Source organism: Siccirubricoccus deserti (assembly GCF_014283215.1).
Taxonomy (GTDB): Bacteria; Pseudomonadota; Alphaproteobacteria; order Acetobacterales; family Acetobacteraceae; genus Siccirubricoccus; species Siccirubricoccus deserti.
In genome coordinates this window covers 36,714-53,125 of record NZ_JACOMF010000012.1, presented here as the reverse complement: position 1 = coordinate 53,125, position 16,412 = coordinate 36,714, and the positions used below count along the sequence as shown (strand labels likewise).

At 68.7% G+C, this 16,412-nt stretch carries 17 protein-coding genes; 7 read left to right on the top strand and 10 right to left on the bottom strand.

Features of this window, described 5'->3' with window-relative positions; translation table 11 throughout:
• Positions 1-14: 14 nt before the first annotated feature.
• From urtB to urtE, 4 genes are read left to right on the top strand one after another with little or no spacing between them, the layout of a single operon-like run.
• Complete coding sequence (urtB, locus tag H7965_RS12170) at positions 15-1,574, top strand: urea ABC transporter permease subunit UrtB (RefSeq protein ID WP_186770853.1); 1,560 nt, start codon at positions 15-17, stop codon at positions 1,572-1,574.
• A complete protein-coding gene (urtC, locus tag H7965_RS12165) occupies positions 1,571-2,665 on the top strand; it encodes an urea ABC transporter permease subunit UrtC (RefSeq protein WP_186770852.1) in 1,095 nt (364 codons plus the stop codon). The genes urtB and urtC overlap by 4 nt, the downstream gene beginning before the upstream one ends.
• Positions 2,662-3,432, top strand: coding sequence for an urea ABC transporter ATP-binding protein UrtD (urtD, locus tag H7965_RS12160; protein ID WP_186770851.1), 771 nt, complete (start codon positions 2,662-2,664; stop codon positions 3,430-3,432). The genes urtC and urtD overlap by 4 nt, the downstream gene beginning before the upstream one ends.
• 3 nt (positions 3,433-3,435) lie before the next feature.
• Complete coding sequence (gene urtE, locus H7965_RS12155) at positions 3,436-4,131, top strand: urea ABC transporter ATP-binding subunit UrtE (RefSeq protein WP_186770850.1); 696 nt, start codon at positions 3,436-3,438, stop codon at positions 4,129-4,131.
• A gap of 14 nt (positions 4,132-4,145) precedes the next feature.
• Here the strand turns inward: urtE and H7965_RS12150 are convergent, their stop codons facing one another.
• The 3 genes from H7965_RS12150 to H7965_RS12140 all read right to left on the bottom strand — a co-directional run bounded on the left by H7965_RS12150 (position 4,146) and on the right by H7965_RS12140 (position 5,298).
• Positions 4,146-4,598: a DOPA 4,5-dioxygenase family protein gene (locus H7965_RS12150; RefSeq protein WP_186770849.1), complete on the bottom strand. Its 453-nt coding sequence runs from the start codon at positions 4,596-4,598 to the stop codon at positions 4,146-4,148.
• Between the two features lie 2 nt (positions 4,599-4,600).
• The gene (locus H7965_RS12145) at positions 4,601-4,885 is read right to left on the bottom strand and encodes a DUF2312 domain-containing protein (RefSeq protein ID WP_186770848.1); all 285 of its coding nucleotides are present in this window, start codon (positions 4,883-4,885) and stop codon (positions 4,601-4,603) included.
• Between the two features lie 101 nt (positions 4,886-4,986).
• Positions 4,987-5,298: a DUF1244 domain-containing protein gene (locus H7965_RS12140; protein WP_186770847.1), complete on the bottom strand. Its 312-nt coding sequence runs from the start codon at positions 5,296-5,298 to the stop codon at positions 4,987-4,989.
• A gap of 88 nt (positions 5,299-5,386) precedes the next feature.
• Between H7965_RS12140 and H7965_RS12135 the strand changes: the two genes are divergently transcribed.
• Positions 5,387-6,685 (top strand): glycerate kinase type-2 family protein, encoded by a 1,299-nt coding sequence (locus tag H7965_RS12135; RefSeq protein ID WP_186770846.1) that lies wholly within the window; start codon positions 5,387-5,389, stop codon positions 6,683-6,685.
• A 248-nt stretch (positions 6,686-6,933) separates the two neighbouring features.
• Here H7965_RS12135 and H7965_RS30865 read toward each other — a convergent pair whose 3' ends face one another.
• The 3 genes from H7965_RS30865 to H7965_RS12125 all read right to left on the bottom strand — a co-directional run bounded on the left by H7965_RS30865 (position 6,934) and on the right by H7965_RS12125 (position 9,623).
• Complete coding sequence (locus H7965_RS30865) at positions 6,934-7,056, bottom strand: hypothetical protein (protein ID WP_261394171.1); 123 nt, start codon at positions 7,054-7,056, stop codon at positions 6,934-6,936.
• Positions 7,057-7,223: 167 nt separating this feature from the next.
• Positions 7,224-8,768 carry a glycerol-3-phosphate dehydrogenase gene (gene glpD, locus H7965_RS12130; RefSeq protein WP_186770845.1) on the bottom strand — a complete coding sequence of 515 codons (1,545 nt, stop codon included), beginning with the start codon at positions 8,766-8,768 and terminating at the stop codon, positions 7,224-7,226.
• Between the two features lie 63 nt (positions 8,769-8,831).
• Positions 8,832-9,623 carry a DeoR/GlpR family DNA-binding transcription regulator gene (locus H7965_RS12125; protein WP_186770844.1) on the bottom strand — a complete coding sequence of 264 codons (792 nt, stop codon included), beginning with the start codon at positions 9,621-9,623 and terminating at the stop codon, positions 8,832-8,834.
• Positions 9,624-9,840: 217 nt separating this feature from the next.
• On the opposite strand from H7965_RS12125, the gene H7965_RS12120 reads away from it, so the two are divergent.
• Positions 9,841-10,278 carry an NUDIX hydrolase gene (locus H7965_RS12120; RefSeq protein ID WP_186770843.1) on the top strand — a complete coding sequence of 146 codons (438 nt, stop codon included), beginning with the start codon at positions 9,841-9,843 and terminating at the stop codon, positions 10,276-10,278.
• Positions 10,279-10,569: 291 nt separating this feature from the next.
• Here H7965_RS12120 and H7965_RS12115 read toward each other — a convergent pair whose 3' ends face one another.
• The 4 genes from H7965_RS12115 to H7965_RS12100 form a co-directional block, all read right to left on the bottom strand.
• Positions 10,570-10,902, bottom strand: a complete 333-nt coding sequence (locus H7965_RS12115) for a carboxymuconolactone decarboxylase family protein (RefSeq protein ID WP_229682594.1) — start codon at positions 10,900-10,902, stop codon at positions 10,570-10,572.
• A gap of 93 nt (positions 10,903-10,995) precedes the next feature.
• Positions 10,996-13,350, bottom strand: a complete 2,355-nt coding sequence (gene clpA / locus H7965_RS12110) for an ATP-dependent Clp protease ATP-binding subunit ClpA (protein WP_186770841.1) — start codon at positions 13,348-13,350, stop codon at positions 10,996-10,998.
• Positions 13,351-13,548: 198 nt separating this feature from the next.
• Positions 13,549-13,896 carry an ATP-dependent Clp protease adapter ClpS gene (gene clpS, locus H7965_RS12105; RefSeq protein WP_186770840.1) on the bottom strand — a complete coding sequence of 116 codons (348 nt, stop codon included), beginning with the start codon at positions 13,894-13,896 and terminating at the stop codon, positions 13,549-13,551.
• 256 nt (positions 13,897-14,152) lie between these two features.
• Positions 14,153-14,674 carry a phasin family protein gene (locus H7965_RS12100; RefSeq protein ID WP_186770839.1) on the bottom strand — a complete coding sequence of 174 codons (522 nt, stop codon included), beginning with the start codon at positions 14,672-14,674 and terminating at the stop codon, positions 14,153-14,155.
• 396 nt (positions 14,675-15,070) lie between these two features.
• Between H7965_RS12100 and H7965_RS12095 the strand changes: the two genes are divergently transcribed.
• Complete coding sequence (locus H7965_RS12095; RefSeq protein WP_186770838.1) at positions 15,071-16,288, top strand: D-alanyl-D-alanine carboxypeptidase family protein; 1,218 nt, start codon at positions 15,071-15,073, stop codon at positions 16,286-16,288.
• The last annotated feature ends 124 nt before the right edge of the window (positions 16,289-16,412 follow it).

The following is a 16,412-nucleotide window of genomic DNA, read 5'->3' as shown; positions in this document are numbered from 1 at the left end:
CCATCAATCATAACATGAAACGCTCCCTCCTCGGCTTCCTCCTGGTCCTGCTGCTGGCATTGCCGGCCTCCGCCCAGGACCATCTCGCAACTGCCCTGACGGGCCTCGGCGACGGCTTCGGCCAGACCGCGGAAGCGGTGGAGCGCCTTGGCGCGCTCGGCGACCCGCGCGCCATACCGCTGCTGCGCGCTCTGCAGGATGGCACGCTGCGGCGCACTCCTGCCGGCACGGTCCTGCTGCCCGATGACACCGATGCCATGACCGGCGCAAAGGCCGATGCGGCCGGCGCCGAAGGCGTGCGCATCAACAACCGTGTCCGCCAGGTGCTGCGCGGCGCGCTCGGCCGATTGCAGCTCGTCTCGCCTGATGCGGTGGAGCGGCTGGCCGCGGCCGAGGCGGTGTTCCGCACGCCAGGCCTGGAGAACGTTCCGCTGCTGCAGGCCGCGCTGGCGCGTGAGACGGTGCCGCGCATCCGCGCGCAGCTTGAGCTCGCCCTCGCCGCCTCCCAGCTCCGCGCCGATGATCCGGCGGGAAAGCGCGACGCCATCGCCCGGCTCGGCACCGCCGCCACCACCGAGGCGCGGGCGCTGCTGATCGAGGCCCGCATCGTCAACCCCGAGCTGGCCACCGCCATCAACGTCTCGATCGCCGCCATCGAGCAGCGGCTGCAGCTTCGCCGCATTGCCGAGACGCTGTTCCAGGGCCTCTCGCTCGGCTCGGTGCTGCTGTTGGCGGCGCTCGGCCTCGCCGTCACCTTCGGCGTCATGGGCGTGATCAACATGGCGCATGGCGAGTTCGTCATGCTCGGCGCCTACGCGACCTTCATGGTGCAGGAGCTCTGCCGCGGCATCCCTTGGCTGGCGCCCTGGGCGCTGCCGCTGGCGGTGCCGGCCGCCTTTCTGCTGACCGCCGCCGCCGGCGCGCTGTTGGAACGCGGGCTGATCCGCCATCTCTATGGCCGGCCGCTGGAGACGCTGCTGATGACCTTCGGCGTCGGCATGATCCTGCAGCAGGCGGTGCGCCTCGCCTTCGGGGCGCAGAACCGGGAGGTGATCTCGCCGGCCTGGATGCAGGGCACGCTGCTGCTGCCAGGCGGCATCGCGGTGACGCAGAACCGGCTGTGGATCATCGTCTTCGGCATCGCCGTGCTGCTGGTGGTGGTCGCCGCCATCCGCTTCACCCGCTTCGGGCTGGAGATGCGCGCGGTGGTGCAGAACCGCCGCATCGCCGCCACCATGGGCATCCGCACCGGGCGGGTGGATGCGATGACCTTCGCCTTCGGCTCCGGTCTGGCCGGGCTGGCGGGGGTGGCACTCTCGCAGATCGACAATGTCTCGCCCAACCTCGGCACCGGCTACATCATCGACAGCTTCATGGTGGTGGTGTTCGGCGGCGTCGGCTCGCTCGCCGGAACGCTGGTCGGGGCCCTGACCCTCGGGGTCGTCAACAAGATGCTGGAACCCTATGCCGGCGCGGTGCTGGCCAAGGTCTTCGTCCTCGTCGCCATCATGCTGTTCATCCAGCGTCGGCCGCGCGGGCTGTTCGCACTCAAGGGACGGGCTGCCGAATCATGAGCGCTTCCCTCGCTGCCCCCGCCCCGGGCGGGTTCGGCCGCATCACCCTGCGGCTGGTGCTGATCGGTGCCGTGCTGCTCCTGGCGCTGCTGCCGGTGCTGAACCGGCTGCCGATGGACAGCGCGCTGCATGTCTCGGACTTCATTGTCAGCATCACTGGCAAGTGGATCACCTATGCCGTGCTGGCGTTGGCGATCGATTTGGCCTGGGGCTATGCCGGCATCCTCTCGCTCGGCCATGGCGCCTTCTTCGCGCTTGGCGGCTACGCCATCGGCATGCATCTGATGCGGCTGATCGGACCGCGCGGCGTCTACGGCCACCCGACCCTGCCGGATTTCATGGTCTTCCTCGGCTACCAGGAGCTGCCCTGGTACTGGCTGGGCTTCGACCACTTCCCCTTCGCCGTGTTTATGGCGATGGCGGTACCGGGGTCGCTGGCGCTGGTGGTCGGCTTCCTCGCCTTCCGCAGCCGGATCACCGGCGTCTACCTTTCCATCATCACCCAGGCGCTGACCTATGCGCTGATGCTGGCCTTCTTCCGCAACGACATGGGCTTCGGCGGCAACAACGGCTTTACCGACTTCAAGGAGTTGCTGGGCATGCCGCTCAACACCTCCAGCGCCCGGTCTACGCTGTTCTACGCCTCCCTCATCCTGCTGCTCGGCGCACTCTGGCTCTGCACCATCGTGACCCGGTCGAAGCTTGGCCGGGTGCTGGTGGCGATCCGCGATGCCGAGAGCCGGGTACGCTTCCTCGGCTACAACGTGACCAACCACAAGCTCTTCGTCTTCGTCCTTTCGGCGATGATCGCGGGGCTGGCCGGGGCGCTCTACGTGCCGCAGGTGGGCATCATCAACCCGGGCGAGTTCAGCCCGGGCAACAGCATCGAGGCGGTCATCTGGGTCGCGGTCGGTGGCCGCGGCAGCCTGGTGGGCGCGCTGCTCGGCGCCTTCTCGGTAAATGCGCTGAAGACCTGGCTCACCACGGTGGCGCCCGACCTCTGGCTCTTCGCGCTGGGCGGGCTGTTCGTCGCGGTCACCCTGTTCCTGCCGCGCGGCCTGATCGGCCTGTTCTCGAAAGCGCCGAAATGAACGCCTCCCCCGCATCGGGCACGCGTCCCGCCCCCGACCCGATCCTCTACCTCGACGGGGTCTCCGTCGTCTTCGACGGCTTCAAGGCGCTGAACGGACTCTCGCTCATCGTCGATCCCGGCGAACTGCGCGCCATCATCGGCCCGAACGGCGCGGGCAAGACGACGATGATGGATGTCATCACCGGCAAGACCCGGCCGACCGCGGGCGTAGTACGCTTCCGCGAGCACGACCTGACGAGACTCGACGAGGCGACCATCGCCAACCTCGGTATCGGCCGGAAATTCCAGAAGCCGACGATGTTCGACGCGCTGACGGTATTCGAGAATCTGGAGCTGGCCCTGAAGGCGCCACGTGGCCCGCTGGCCTGCCTCCGCTGGGTGCTGGACCGGGGCGCGCGCCGCAGGATCGAGCAGGTGCTGGAGGAGGTCGGGCTGACCGCGCGGATGCACGACCGCGCCGCCATCCTCTCCCACGGCCAGCGGCAATGGCTCGAGATCGGGATGCTGCTGATGCAGGATCCCGAGCTGCTGCTGGTCGACGAACCGGTCGCCGGCATGACCGACCAGGAAACCGAGCACACCGCCGCCCTGCTGGTCCGCATCGCCGGACAACGCAGCGTCGTGGTGGTGGAGCATGACCTGGAGTTCGTCCGGGCCCTGGGCAGCAAGGTGACGGTGCTGTGCGAGGGCGCGATGCTGTCCGAGGGCAGCATCGACCATGTGCAGAACGACCCGCGGGTCATCGAAGTCTATCTGGGACGCTAGGCCATGTTGCGAGTCGAAACCATCGACCTGTCCTATGGCGCCAGCCGCTGCCTGCGCGGCGTCTCGCTGGACGCCGACCCGGGCCGCATCACCTGCGTGCTCGGCCGCAACGGCGTGGGCAAATCCTCGCTCATGCGCGCGATCGTCGGGCTGGAGCGGGTGCAGGGTGGACGGATCATGTGGGAGGGCCGCGATGTCGCCGCCATGGCTCCGGCCGAACGTGCCCGCGCCGGCATCGGCTACGTGCCGCAGGGCCGCGAGATCTTTCCCTTCCTGACCGTGCAGGAAAACCTGGAAACCGCCCTGGCCGCGGCGCCGCGCGGCAGCAAGGTGCCGGAGGAGGAGATTTTCTCGCTCTTCCCCATCCTCCGCCAATTCCTGCGTCGGCGCGGCGGCGACCTGTCCGGCGGGCAGCAGCAGCAGTTGGCGATCGCCAGGGCGCTGACGGCGCGGCCGCGGCTGCTGATCCTTGATGAGCCGACCGAAGGCATCCAGCCGAGCGTCATCAAGGACATCGCCCGCGTCATCCGGCTGCTGGCTCGGGAGAAGAACCTCGCGGTGGTGCTGGTGGAGCAGTATTTCGAATTCGCCCGCGAGCTTGCCGACCGCATCGCGGTGATGGTCCGGGGCGAGGTCGCCCTCGGCGGCCCGGTGGAGACGCTGGACGATGAGGCGGTACGTCGGCTGCTCACCGTATAGGCGGCGGCCCGTGGCTACTCCGGCAGGCTGTCGAGCTTCAGCGGCAGCACCGCGCCAAGCCACAGCGCATGCGCCGAATGATCAGCCCGCTGTCGCCCGGTCTCCGGATGCACCAACACCGTCAGCCCACGCCGATTGAGCGCCAGCCAGGGCAAGAGGGCCGGCAGCAACTCCGGCGTGAAGGGGACCTGGTACATCGCCATCGGATGCGGCCCGACTGGCTGATCCCGCCAGCGGCCGAGCATCGCCGCCGGAAAAAGCGCGGCGATGGCCTCCCGGATCTCGGCCGCGACCGCCCGTTCCTCCGGCGTGGCGTAGTAGAGATGGGCATGCCATCCCTCGATGCCACCGCCGGTCGTGGCCGGCGAGGCTCCTGTCCCACCGACGCTTTTGATTCCGCCTGGCGTAGCGGATGGCACGGCGTCTGGCCGATCCACGCCCTCGCTGTCGCTCGGACGATCGGACATTGTCACATCCCCAGGGCGCGGCGGTAGAGTTCCAGCAAGGTCTCCTGCTCCTCCACCTCGGCCGGCTCCTTCTTGCGGATGGAGATGATCTGACGGACCACCTTCACGTCAAAGCCGGCGGATTTGGCCTCAGCGTAGATATCCTTGATGTCGTTGGCGAGCGCCTTGCGCTCCTCCTCCAGCCGCTCAATCCGTTCAATGATCGAGCGCAGCCGGTCGACAGCGATGCCGCCGACCTCGGGATCATCGGTCCTCGCCCGGTTGGCTGTAGCCTCAGCGTCGCTCATCCCCACACTCCCCCAACAGGCTGGCCCAACAGGCCGGGGGTCTTACCGGGCGGGTGGTGACCGATCAATGACCCGTGGCCGACGCAGGGCCACGGGCCGGATCAATGCCCCGGGTTGCTGGCGGCGAATTTGGCCTTCTGTTCGGCCGTCGCCTCCTTCTGGTGCAGCGCCTGCCACTGCTTGTAGGGCATGCCGTAGATCAGCTCCCGCGCATCCGCGTCGGTCAGCGGCAGGCCCTTCTCCTCGGCGGCGGCGCGGTACCATTTGCCGAGGCAGTTCCGGCAGAAGCCGGCCAGGTTCATCAGGTCGATGTTCTGCACATCGGTCCGCTCACGCAGATGCGCCACCAGGGTGCGGAAGGCGGCGGCCTCCAGCTCGGTGCGGGTCTTCTCGTCCATCTCGGGTACGGCCATGGAATCCTCCTTGCAGAACCTTCTGCCCTAGATGGTCCATTCCCCCCGGCTTCGCCATACTGCCCGGCAAATCGGGGAGGCGGATCGGATGGGCTGGAGCGATACCGAGGCGCGAGCCTGCCTGAAGCGGCTGTTCGCGGCGGCGCTGGCCGCGGCCGACCCGCTGACCGCCTTGCCCCGCCACCTGCCGGATCCGCCCTGCCAGGGCCGCACGATCGTGGTCGGCGTCGGCAAGGCGGCAGCGAAGATGGCGCTGGCGGTGGAGCGGGCCTGGCCGGAGGTGCCGCTGACCGGCCTGGTCATCGCCCCACATGGCGCCGATGTGCCGGACCCGCCGGCCAGCCGCCGCATCGCATTGCGCTTCGGCAGCCACCCGCTGCCCGATGCCGCCGGCGCCGCCGCCGCGGCCGAACTCCTGGCCCTGCTGCGCGGGCTTTCGGCCAGGGATCTGGTGCTGTTCCTGGTCTCCGGCGGCGGTTCCGCCCTGTCCACCCTGCCGGCGCCGGGGCTGACGTTGGACGACCTCCTGGCGGTGAACCGGGAGCTGCTGCGCTCCGGCGCGCCGATCCAGGAGATGAACTGCATCCGCAAGCATCTGAGCGCCTTCTCCGGCGGCCGGCTGGCAGCGGCGGCGCATCCGGCCCGGGTGGTGACCTTGGCGATCTCGGACGTGCCCGGCGACGATCCGGCGGTCATCGCCTCCGGCCCCACCGTGCCGGACCCGACCAGCTTCGCCGAGGCACGGGCGCTGGTCGCACATTACCGCATGCGCCTGCCCGAAGCCGCCATCCGGCACCTGGCCGCGGCGGAGGAGGAAAGCCCGAAGCCCGGAGACCCGCGGCTGGCCACAGGCGAGCTGCGGATGATCGCCACTCCCATGCTCTCGCTGCGGGCAATGGCCGAGGCGGCACGGGCCGAGGGGCTGGCGCCGCTCATCCTCGGCGATGCGCTGGAGGGCGAGGCGCGGGAGCTGGGCCGGGTGCTGGCGGGCATTGCCCGCGGTGTCGCCGCGCATGGCACGCCGCTCTCGCGCCCGGCGGTGCTGCTCTCGGGCGGGGAAACCACGGTGACCCTGCCGCCGGACGCGATGGCAGGCGGCGGCGGGCGAAGCATGGAGGGGCTGCTGGGCCTTGCCCTGACACTGGAGGGGGCGCCCGGCATCTGGGCGCTGATGGCTGACACCGACGGCATCGACGGCAAATCCGACGCCGCCGGGGCGATCGCCACGCCGGATACGCTGGCCCGCGCCCGCGCCGCCGGCCTCGACCCGCGGGCGAAGCTGGCGGCGCATGACAGCTACGCGGTGTTCCAGGCGGTCGGCGATTTGGTGGTAACCGGACCGACCCTGACCAATGTGAATGATGTGCGGGCGGTGCTGGTGGTGTAGCGACGGGCGTCACGCATGCTTGGCCCGCTGATCATTGAATTGGCCCCGGGGTCTCGGCCAGCGGGCCAAGCTCGGTTTGTCTGCGGGACGGATCCGGAGGACGGGGCGGCGGCCACGGTGCTCGGCGAATCTCAGAGCAGAGACGGCGCTGCGGGATGGGCTGACGACGGCGCAGCTGACAGCGTGACCGCAGCGGCATCGGATGGCCTTGATCGTCCGCATCTCCGCCTCGGTGAAAACCCGACCCATCACACCGGTTCGGCCTGCTGCGTATCGGCAGCCTTGATCCAGCTCAGCGAATCGGCATCCGCGCTGCAGATCGCAGTCGCGACACTGACGCGCACCGTGACGTAGAGCGCCGCTTCCGGCACGTCGCGGATCTCGGCCGATCCGGCGACACCCTTGAGAGTGTGGGCGATCTGCGGGCCTTACCCAACGCGCCGTCGTCGATCTGTCGGCGCAGCATGGCAACCACCTCGGCGAATTTGCCGGAGATGTCGATGCTGAGCTTGCGCAGCAACCCGAATGTGCGGGATGACTATCTTGGCGGCGCGTTGGCGTAACCTGCAGGAACGCCCGGGCTTGCGCCAAGGCTGCTTACCAGCTTGGCCATCCGCTCCTCCAGCACCGTCCGCTGCTGGGCCGAAAACCGCAGCCCGAGCTTGCTGCGGCGCCACAATACATCCTCCGCGCTGCGCGCCCATTCCTCGCGCATCAGCCAGTCCAGCTCCCGTTCGGTCAGGCCGCAACCAAGATCCTCGCCGAGGTCGGCCGGGCTGGTCGCCCCCTCCAGCAGCTTCCCGATCTCCGACCCATAGGCGCGGACGAGACGCTGCAATCGGGCCGGCCGCAGCCAGGGCCAGCGCTGGGCCGCCTCGGCCTCGAAGCCTGACAGGCCGAGCCCGCCGAGATCGCCACCCGGCAGCGGCGCGGTCGCCGTCCAGGCCGGCGCGGCGGTGCCAAGCGCCGGGCCGAGCTTCGCCAGCGCCTCCTCGGCCAGCCGGCGATAGGTGGTGATCTTGCCGCCGAACACCGAGAGCAGCGGCGCGCCGCCGGTGGTGTCGAGCTTCAGGACATAGTCGCGCGTCACCGCCGAGGGGTTGGCGGCACCATCGTCATGCAGCGGCCGCACGCCGGAATAGCTCCAGACGATCTCCTCCGGCCGCGGCGCACGGCGGAATTGCCGACCAACCGCGGTGCAGAGATAGAGGGCTTCCTCCGGCGTGCAGCGGGCGGTGGCGGGATCATCCTCATGCGGCACGTCAGTGGTGCCGACCAAGCTGAAGCGGCCCTCATAGGGGATGACGAACACGACGCGGCCATCGTCGTTCTGCAGGATATAGGCCTGGGCGCCCTGGTAGAGCGCCGGCAGCACAATGTGGCTGCCACGCACCAGCCGCACCCGGTCCGGCGCCCTGGTGCCGGTGGCGGCCTGCGCCTGCAGGACCCAGGGGCCGGCGGCATTGACCAGGGCGCGGACATGGACGCGGCGTTCCCTGCCATCCGCCGCCCGCAGGGTGCAGCGCCAGCCCGCAGCATCCCGCACCGCGCCGGTGAAGCCGGTGCGCACCACCACCTCGGCGCCGCGCCGCGCGGCGTCCCGGGCATTGAGCACCACCAGCCGGCTGTCCTCCACCCAGCAATCCGAATAGGCGAAGGCAGCGCCGATATCCGGGCTGAGCGGGGCGCCCCAAGGGTGGCGGTGCGGGTCCAGGCGCTCGGCACCCGGCAGGCTCACGCGCCGCGCCAGATGGTCGTAGAGGAAGAGCCCGGCCCGGATCATCCAGCGCGGCCGCATCGCCGGGCGGTGCGGCAGAACGAAGCGCAGCGGCCAGACGATGTGCGGGGCGATGCGCAGCATCACCTCGCGCTCCGCCAGCGCCTCCCGCACCAGCCGGAACTCGTACTGCTCCAGGTAGCGCAGCCCGCCGTGGATCAGCTTTGAGGAGGCGGAGGAGGTGGCGCCGGCCAGGTCGCCGCGCTCGGCCAGCAGCACCGACAGTCCGCGGCCGGCGGCGTCACGGGCAATGCCGCAGCCGTTGATGCCCCCGCCGATGACCAGAAGATCGAAGCTGTCGCGCATCATCGCCCTGTCTGGCCACCCGCATGTGGAACCTACCAAATCCGATACCGGCGACAAACACCCTCATGCCGCTGCGGCGATGGTCAGCTGCACTGCTTCCCGCGCCAGCGCCGCGGCCAGGGCGGGCGGCGGCTCGCCATCTGTAATCAGGTCGGTCACCGCCTCCAGCCCGGCGATCCGCTGCAGATGCGCCATGCCGAACTTTCCCCGGTCCACCAGCAGCACCCGCCGCGCCGCCCGGGCAAGCATGGCCCGCTTCACCCAACTGGCCCGGGATTCGACATCTGACGGCCCCTCTGCAGTCAGGCCGGAGGCACCGAGGAAGGCAAGATCCGCATTGAAGCCGGCGAGGAAGGCCTGGGTTTCCGGGCCATAGACCGCACGTTCGGGCGCATAGAACTCGCCGGGGCAGAGCAGCACGCGCAGCCCTGGGGCGACGGCGCAGGCCTCGGCCACCGTCAGGCTGTTGGTCAACACCGTGCCGGTCAGGCCGCGCGCCGCCAACGCCCGGGCGACATGCGTCGTGGTGGAGCCGGCATCGACCATCACCACCGCACCCGGCTCGACCAGCGCGGCGGCGGCGGCCCCTATCCGCTCACGTTCCGCCACCGCCATGCGCGCCCGCTGGTCGAGCACCGGCTGCACCGCGGCATGGGTGACCGATGCACCGCCATAGGTGCGCCGTACCGCGCCAAGGCGTGTGAGGGCTTCCACATCGCGCCGCACTGTTTCGGCAGACACGCCAAATTCAGCCGCCAGCGCGGAGATCCGCACCGTAGGGTCGCCTGTCAGCGCCGCCAGGATGCGGCGGTGGCGCTGGTCGCGGGAGGGCGCGTCGCTATGGCGCGGTGGCATCGCGGGAAATTGGGCTCAGGTTCCAGATATGGCAAGCGCCTGGCCAACCACCGTTGCGACCCATGGTTCATTGCGGCCCGGCGGCGCGCTGTCACCACTCCCGCTGAGCAGGATGATTGCGGCTTTTTGGAAAGGTCTGGACATCTGCCGTTGGACCACTCATATCCTACCAAAAGTTGGAGGTTCCAAACTAAACGTCCGATGTCCCACATCCATCATGCCAGGTAGCGCGGCACAACGCCGGCGCGGCCGCCAATGTGCCGCCCTCCCGCTGCGGGAGAAGGATGGCGAGGTCGAGGTCCTGCTCGTCACCAGCCGGGAAACGCGACGCTGGGTGCTGCCCAAGGGCTGGACCGAACGCTGGCACGGCGCTGCCGAACAGGCGGCGGTCGAGGCCTTCGAGGAAGCCGGCATTCGCGGCGAAATCTCCGCCGAGCCGATCGGCAGCTACGCCTATCTGAAGCGCACCGGTGATGGCCGCACCCTGCCCTGCAAGGTCGACGTCTTCCGCATGCAGGTGGCCGAAGTCCTGGATGACTGGCCGGAGAAGCAGGAACGTGAGCGGCGCTGGTTCACCCTGCCTCAGGCCGCCATGGCGGTGGAGGAAAGCGGTCTCGTCACGCTGATGCTCAGCCTGGCACTGCCCAACGCCTGAGAATTGACCCGCTGCCCATCCCGGGCTGCAGGATGCTCGGGCCTGGCACCTGCCCCGGGCCATGGGCAAGGCGACGTCGCGGCCGATCTGGGAGCGATGCAGCAGGCTGGGCCGAGACCGGGCCGGGCCTGCCGATGCTCTGACGCCCCGGCTCGGGGCCTACAGTACCGGTCAATACCGAACGCGTCCTGGTGTCCTCCCGCGGCTCTGCCATGGCAGGCGTGCCGAAGCGCCGGTCGTGAGGATCATCGGGCCCCCACAAAGCCGCGAAGCGGCTTTTGCGGGGCGTTCTTACTCCCCGCCCGCGGCGTCCAGCACGTGTAGTGCGTAGGTGAAGGCGGCACCGGCGTTCAGCGCAATGGCCACGCCCAGCGCCTCGGCCATTTCCTCACGGCTGGCGCCGGCAACCTTGGCCTTCCGCACATGCGCATCGATGCAGCCGTCGCAGCGGGTGGTGATAGCAACGGCCAGCGCGATCAGCTGACGGGTCTTGGCATCCAGGTGCTGCGTCGTCGCGGCGCCGCGGTTGAGCGCAAGGAAGCCCTTGACCAGTTCCGGATGCAACCCGTTCAGCGCCTTGCCTTGTTCCCGCGCCGCGGCGTTGTAAGCATCCCAATCCTTGATCGCGCTCATTCTTGGTGTCTCTCCCTCATGTGGAAAGGGCGCCGGCCCTGCGGCCGGCGCCCCTTCGATGATGCGTGGCGGCGCTGTTCTGGCTCAGCCAGCCGCTTCCGGCTCCTTCTCCGACTCGCCGTCGCCTTCCTCTGGCCGCGGCAGCGCCGGTGGCACCGCCTCGACATAGTCGAAGAACAGCGCCCCATCGCGCAGCCCGACCTTCACCGCGCCGCCCTTGACCAGCTTGCCGAACAGCAGCTCCTCGGCGAGCGGCTTCTTCACATGCTCCTGGATGACCCGGGCCAGCGGCCGCGCGCCATACAGCGGGTCGTAGCCGCGTTCCGCCAGCCACTCCTTCGCCGCCGAGCTCAGCTCGATGGTGACGTTGCGGTCGGCAAGCTGCGCTTCCAGCTGCATGACGAATTTCTCGACCACCTGGCCGACGATCTCCGGCGTCAGGCCGGAGAAGGGCACCACCGCGTCAAGGCGGTTGCGGAACTCCGGGGTGAACATCCGCTGGATCGCCTCGGTGTCCTCGCCGATCCGGACGGCGCTGCCGAAACCGATCGCCGGCTTGGCCATGTCCGCCGCCCCCGCATTGGTCGTCATGATCAGGATGACATTGCGGAAATCGACGGTCTTGCCGTTGTGGTCGGTCAGCTTCCCGTGGTCCATCACCTGCAACAGGATGTTGTAGAGATCCTGATGTGCCTTCTCGATCTCATCGAGCAGCAGCACCGCATGCGGATGCTGGTCGATGGCATCGGTCAGCAGCCCGCCCTGGTCGAAGCCGACATATCCCGGCGGCGCGCCGATGAGGCGGGAGACGCTGTGCCGCTCCATGTACTCCGACATGTCGAAGCGGATCAGCTCGATGCCCAAGGTCTTGGCCAGCTGCTTCGCCACCTCGGTCTTGCCGACGCCGGTCGGGCCGCTGAACAGGTAGTTGCCGATCGGCTTCTCGGCGTCGCGCAGCCCGGCGCGGGAGAGCTTGATGGCGGCCGAGAGCGTCTCGATCGCCTTGTTCTGCCCGAAGACCATGGCCTTCAGGTCGCGCTCCAGCGTCTTCAGCGTCTCCTTGTCGTCGTTGCTGACGGTCTTCGGAGGGATGCGGGCGATCTTCGCCACGATCTCCTCGACATCCTTCAGGGTGACGGTCTTCCGCCGCTTGTTCTCCGGCAGCAGCATGCGGGAGGCGCCGACCTCGTCGATCACGTCGATCGCCTTGTCCGGCAGCTTGCGGTCGTGGATGTACTTGGCCGAAAGCTCGACCGCGGCGCGGATCGCCTCCGGTGTGTAGCGGACCTTGTGGTGCTTCTCGTAGTTGGTCTTGAGACCCTGCAGGATCTTCACCGAATCCTCGATCGTCGGCTCGTTGACGTCGATCTTCTGGAAGCGACGGACCAGGGCGCGGTCCTTCTCGAAGTAGTTGCGGTATTCCTTGTAGGTGGTCGAGCCGATGCAGCGCAGCGTGCCCTGGGCCAGCGCCGGCTTCAGCAGGTTGGAGGCATCCATCGCGCCGCCCGAGGTGGCGCCGGCGCCGATCACCGTGTGGATCTCGTCGATGAAGAGGATGGAGCCGGGCTGCTGCTCCAGCTCGTTCACCACCGCCTTCAGCCGCTCCTCGAAATCGCCGCGGTAGCGGGTGCCGGCCAGCAGGCTGCCCATGTCGAGCGCGTAGATGGTGCTCTTGTGCAGCACCTCCGGCACATCGCCCTCAATGATGCGCTTGGCCAGCCCTTCGGCGATGGCGGTCTTGCCGACGCCGGGATCGCCGACATAGAGCGGGTTGTTCTTGGTGCGGCGGCAGAGGATCTGGATGGTTCGCTCGATCTCCTGATCGCGACCGATCAGCGGGTCGATCTTGCCGGCCTGGGCCTTCTTGTTGAGATTGACGCAGTAATTCGTCAGCGCGTCCTGGCTGCGGCCGCCACGCGGCTTCTCCTCCTTCTCGCCCTCGCCCTCGTTGTTGGCGGCGGAGGTGGTCGGCGTACCCTGCACGGGCCGGTTCTGGGTCCGTCCCGGTGCCTTGGCGATGCCGTGCGAGATGAAGTTCACCGCGTCCAGCCGGGTCATGTCCTGCAATTGCAGGAAGTAGACCGCATGGCTCTCGCGTTCGGAGAACAGCGCGACCAGGACGTTGGCGCCGGTCACCTCGTCCCGCCCGCTGGACTGGACATGGATCGCGGCCCGCTGGACCACGCGCTGGAAGCCGGCCGTCGGCTTCGGGTCGCCGGCCCGCTCGGTGACCAGCCCCGCCAGGTCCTTGTCGAGGAACTCAGTCAGGTCCCGCTTCAGCTTGTCGTTGTCGACACCGCAGGCGCGCAGCACGGTGGCCGCGTCGGTATCGTCGGTCAAGGCGAGGAGAAGATGCTCCAAGGTCGCATACTCGTGCCGGCGTTCGTTCGCGAGGCCGAGGGCGCGGTGGAGCGTCTGCTCGAGGTTGCGTGACAGCATGCTAGCGACGCTCCCGTTGAAACCCGTCGCACCGGAAAGCGCCCGGGGGCGGTGGGGGGTTTCCCCTGGTGAAATCCTGGGCGTTCCCGATCCCGTCGACGAGCCCCCCGTTCGGCGGGGTGGCGGTTCGGGCTGGCAGCCGAGGCTCGCGCGAGCCGATGGCGGCCACAAGCCGCCGGTCCAGGCGATCCGCGGACCTCACTCCTTTTCTATCGTGCACTGAAGCGGGTGCTGGTTCTGCCGGGCAAGGTCCATGACCTGGGTGACCTTGGTCTCGGCGACCTCATAGGTGAAGACCCCGCAGACCCCCACGCCCCGCCGATGCACATGCAGCATGATGCGCGTCGCCTCTTCCCGGTTCTTCTGGAAGAAGCGTTCCAGCACATGAACGACGAACTCCATCGGCGTGTAGTCGTCGTTCAGCATCAGCACCTTGTACATCGCCGGCTTTTTCGTGCGCGGACGGGTCTTGACCACCACGCCGGTGTTCGGGGTGGTGTCCCCCGGCATGTTCCCCCCGTTCGGCCGCTTGTCTTGATCGCTCATCGGATTCCTGGTCGGCGGGCCAACGCCCCCGCCTGCGGGCATTCCAGGACCGGCCACCGCCGCCCCGGGTGAGAGGATATCGCCGTGCATGGCCTAAGGTGAAGGGCCACGCGCGGTTGTGCGGCAAGATATGGTCAGAGGGTTTAGAAACCGAAAGGGCCCGGAGAGCCGCCCGGCCGCCCAATGGGGGCGACCAGACGGCCCATCCGGGCCCCAGGCAGGATCCGGGGCCGCGGGCCCCGGAAAATGCCGCGTCTCAGGCCGCAAGCGGCTTCGACATCTTCTCGACCGCCAGCGTCATCCGGGCGGAGAGCGGGGCGAAGGAGGTCTCGGCGAGCTTCAGCGCGGCTTCCTGCAGCTTGGCGGATTCGCTGAAGGTCTTCTCCAGCGTGGCGCGGGCGAAGCTCGCCTGCAGATCGGCCGCTTCCTTCAGCGACTTCACGCCGGACAGCGCCTTGGCGCTCTCGATCGCATGATCGGACAGGCCCTGCAGCATGGCGAAGGTCTGCTTGCCGAGATCCTGCACGCCAGCGACGTAGAGCTGGGTCGCCTTGGCCACCGCCTCGGCATTGCCGCGGCCGAACTCGGCTGCCTCTTCCGCCGCCTTGAACAGGCCCTCGGTCGCCTTGGTCACATCGGTCACGCTCTTCTCCATCGTCAGGCGCGCCGTCTGCGCGCTGTTGTCCACCAGCTTGCGGGTGCGGGCGGCACCGGTCGCGGCCGCCTCGTTCACCAGCTTCTTCACATCCGAGATCTTGGTATCGGTCGTCGTAGACATTGGCTGGTCCTCCGTCCCGGGGTTCATGGATCCAGCGGCTGCGGAGCTGCCGGTCCGCGGCCGCGGGGCGCCACCCCGAGTGGGGAGACGCATTTTGCTGCACTGCAACATGGGCCTTTTAGGTCGGCCTAGTCCACCAAAGCAAGTTTTTTTTGCAATGCAGCAAAACAAGCACGTGAGGCTTCCAGAAAACTGCGGAACCATTCTCGCCAAACGGTCGCGGCAACCGTCCAGCTTGGCCTGCCGCGAGATCAGGCGCCGTTGCATCTCCGCCATGTAAACCGTTGCCGCAGCAAGGTTCACCTTCCATTCCGGTAGACAACCAAGGGGTTCTCTCGTTAGCCTGTTCTCGATTCGCTGGCGAGCCGGGGGGCAAGCCGCGCGTCGGGGGACATCATGCTCTGGGACCGCGCCACACTGCGCATGGGGGTCGCGTTGGCCCTCGCCATCGCTTGCGGCCTCGGCGCCGCAAAACCCGCCACCGCCCAAATCGGCAGCGAGCGATATGCCGCCATCGTGGTGGACGCCCGGTCGGGCAACACCCTCATCGCCGCCAGCCCGGATGAGCCGCGCTACCCGGCCTCGCTGACCAAGATGATGACCGTCTACATGGCCTTCGAGGCGATGCGCGACGGCCGGCTCTCGCTCGGCACGCCGGTCCGCGTCTCCTATGAAGCAGCGTCGAAGCCGCCCTCCCGTCTCGGCTTGGTCGCCGGTATGACCTTGACGGCGGAGGAGGCGATCCTCGCCCTGGTCACCAAATCCGCCAATGACGCCGCTGCCGCGCTCGGCGAGCACCTCGGCGGCGGCAGCGAGATGCGCTTTGCCCAGATGATGACGCTGAAGGCCAGGGCGCTGGGCATGAGCCGTACCACCTTCCGCAACGCCTCCGGCCTGCCGGACCTCGACCAGGTCTCGACGGCGCGCGACATGGCGCTGCTGGGACGACGGCTGCTGCAGGATTTCCCCGACCGCTATTCCTATTTTTCGACGCCCCATTTCGTCTTCCGCGGCCGCACCTACTGGAACCACAATCGGCTGCTCTCGGAGTACGAGGGCACCGACGGCATCAAGACCGGCTACGTCAACGATAGCGGCTTCAACCTCGTCGCCAGTACCCAGCGCGATGGCGTGCGGCTGATCGGGACGGTGTTCGGCGGCCGCAGCGGGCGTGAGCGGGACCGCCACATGATGGCGCTGCTCGACCAGGGCTTTGCCCAGGTGGGGGTCGCTCCGGTGGCGCGGGGCGGGTCAGCGCTGGCGCGCGCCACCCCGTCGGCCAGGCACAATGGCGTGATGGCCGCCCGGGCCGCGACGCCGCCCCGGCGCAACGGCTCTACCCTGGTGTCCCGCGCCAGCGCCGCAACATCGCCGGCCCGCCGGGCCAAGGCCAGCGCGGCCCGAACCAGGCCGGCGGCCAGTACAGTGCGAACCACCGCGACACGGACCACATCACGGCCACCGGTCCAGACCCGCAACAGCCTCTTGCGGATGACCACGACCCGGTCGGCCGGGAGGACGCGCATCGAACAGGGCGACACCAGCCGGTCCGGACCGGTGCGGGCCGCGCCGACCCGCGGCACCCCGGCGCGGCGTGCCCGCACGTCCCGATAGTCACGGGAACAGCGCAGGCCGCACCGAAGCAAGCACCATGCCCGGTCGGGTGATCCCGGACCCGGATGTGCCGCACGCAAGACACCGGGCGAAGCCGCTTCGCCTGAGCGCCTCATCTCGGTTG

Excerpts from the sequence above, each read along its gene's own strand:
- urtC (WP_186770852.1), top strand. The coding sequence starts at position 1,571 with ATGAGCGCTTCCCTCGCTGCCCCCGCCCCGGGCGGGTTCGGCCGCATC.
- H7965_RS12125 (WP_186770844.1), bottom strand. The coding sequence starts at position 9,623 with ATGCCACCGCGCCATAGCGACGCGCCCTCCCGCGACCAGCGCCACCGC.
- glpD (WP_186770845.1), bottom strand. The coding sequence starts at position 8,768 with ATGCGCGACAGCTTCGATCTTCTGGTCATCGGCGGGGGCATCAACGGC.
- H7965_RS12100 (WP_186770839.1), bottom strand. The coding sequence starts at position 14,674 with ATGTCTACGACGACCGATACCAAGATCTCGGATGTGAAGAAGCTGGTG.
- H7965_RS12095 (WP_186770838.1), top strand. The coding sequence starts at position 15,071 with ATGCTCTGGGACCGCGCCACACTGCGCATGGGGGTCGCGTTGGCCCTC.
- H7965_RS12120 (WP_186770843.1), top strand. The coding sequence starts at position 9,841 with ATGCCAGGTAGCGCGGCACAACGCCGGCGCGGCCGCCAATGTGCCGCC.
- H7965_RS12145 (WP_186770848.1), bottom strand. The coding sequence starts at position 4,885 with ATGAGCGACGCTGAGGCTACAGCCAACCGGGCGAGGACCGATGATCCC.
- urtD (WP_186770851.1), top strand. The coding sequence starts at position 2,662 with ATGAACGCCTCCCCCGCATCGGGCACGCGTCCCGCCCCCGACCCGATC.
- H7965_RS12135 (WP_186770846.1), top strand. The coding sequence starts at position 5,387 with ATGGGCTGGAGCGATACCGAGGCGCGAGCCTGCCTGAAGCGGCTGTTC.
- urtB (WP_186770853.1), top strand. The coding sequence starts at position 15 with ATGAAACGCTCCCTCCTCGGCTTCCTCCTGGTCCTGCTGCTGGCATTG.
- H7965_RS12140 (WP_186770847.1), bottom strand. The coding sequence starts at position 5,298 with ATGGCCGTACCCGAGATGGACGAGAAGACCCGCACCGAGCTGGAGGCC.
- H7965_RS12150 (WP_186770849.1), bottom strand. The coding sequence starts at position 4,598 with ATGTCCGATCGTCCGAGCGACAGCGAGGGCGTGGATCGGCCAGACGCC.
- urtE (WP_186770850.1), top strand. The coding sequence starts at position 3,436 with ATGTTGCGAGTCGAAACCATCGACCTGTCCTATGGCGCCAGCCGCTGC.
- clpS (WP_186770840.1), bottom strand. The coding sequence starts at position 13,896 with ATGAGCGATCAAGACAAGCGGCCGAACGGGGGGAACATGCCGGGGGAC.
- clpA (WP_186770841.1), bottom strand. The coding sequence starts at position 13,350 with ATGCTGTCACGCAACCTCGAGCAGACGCTCCACCGCGCCCTCGGCCTC.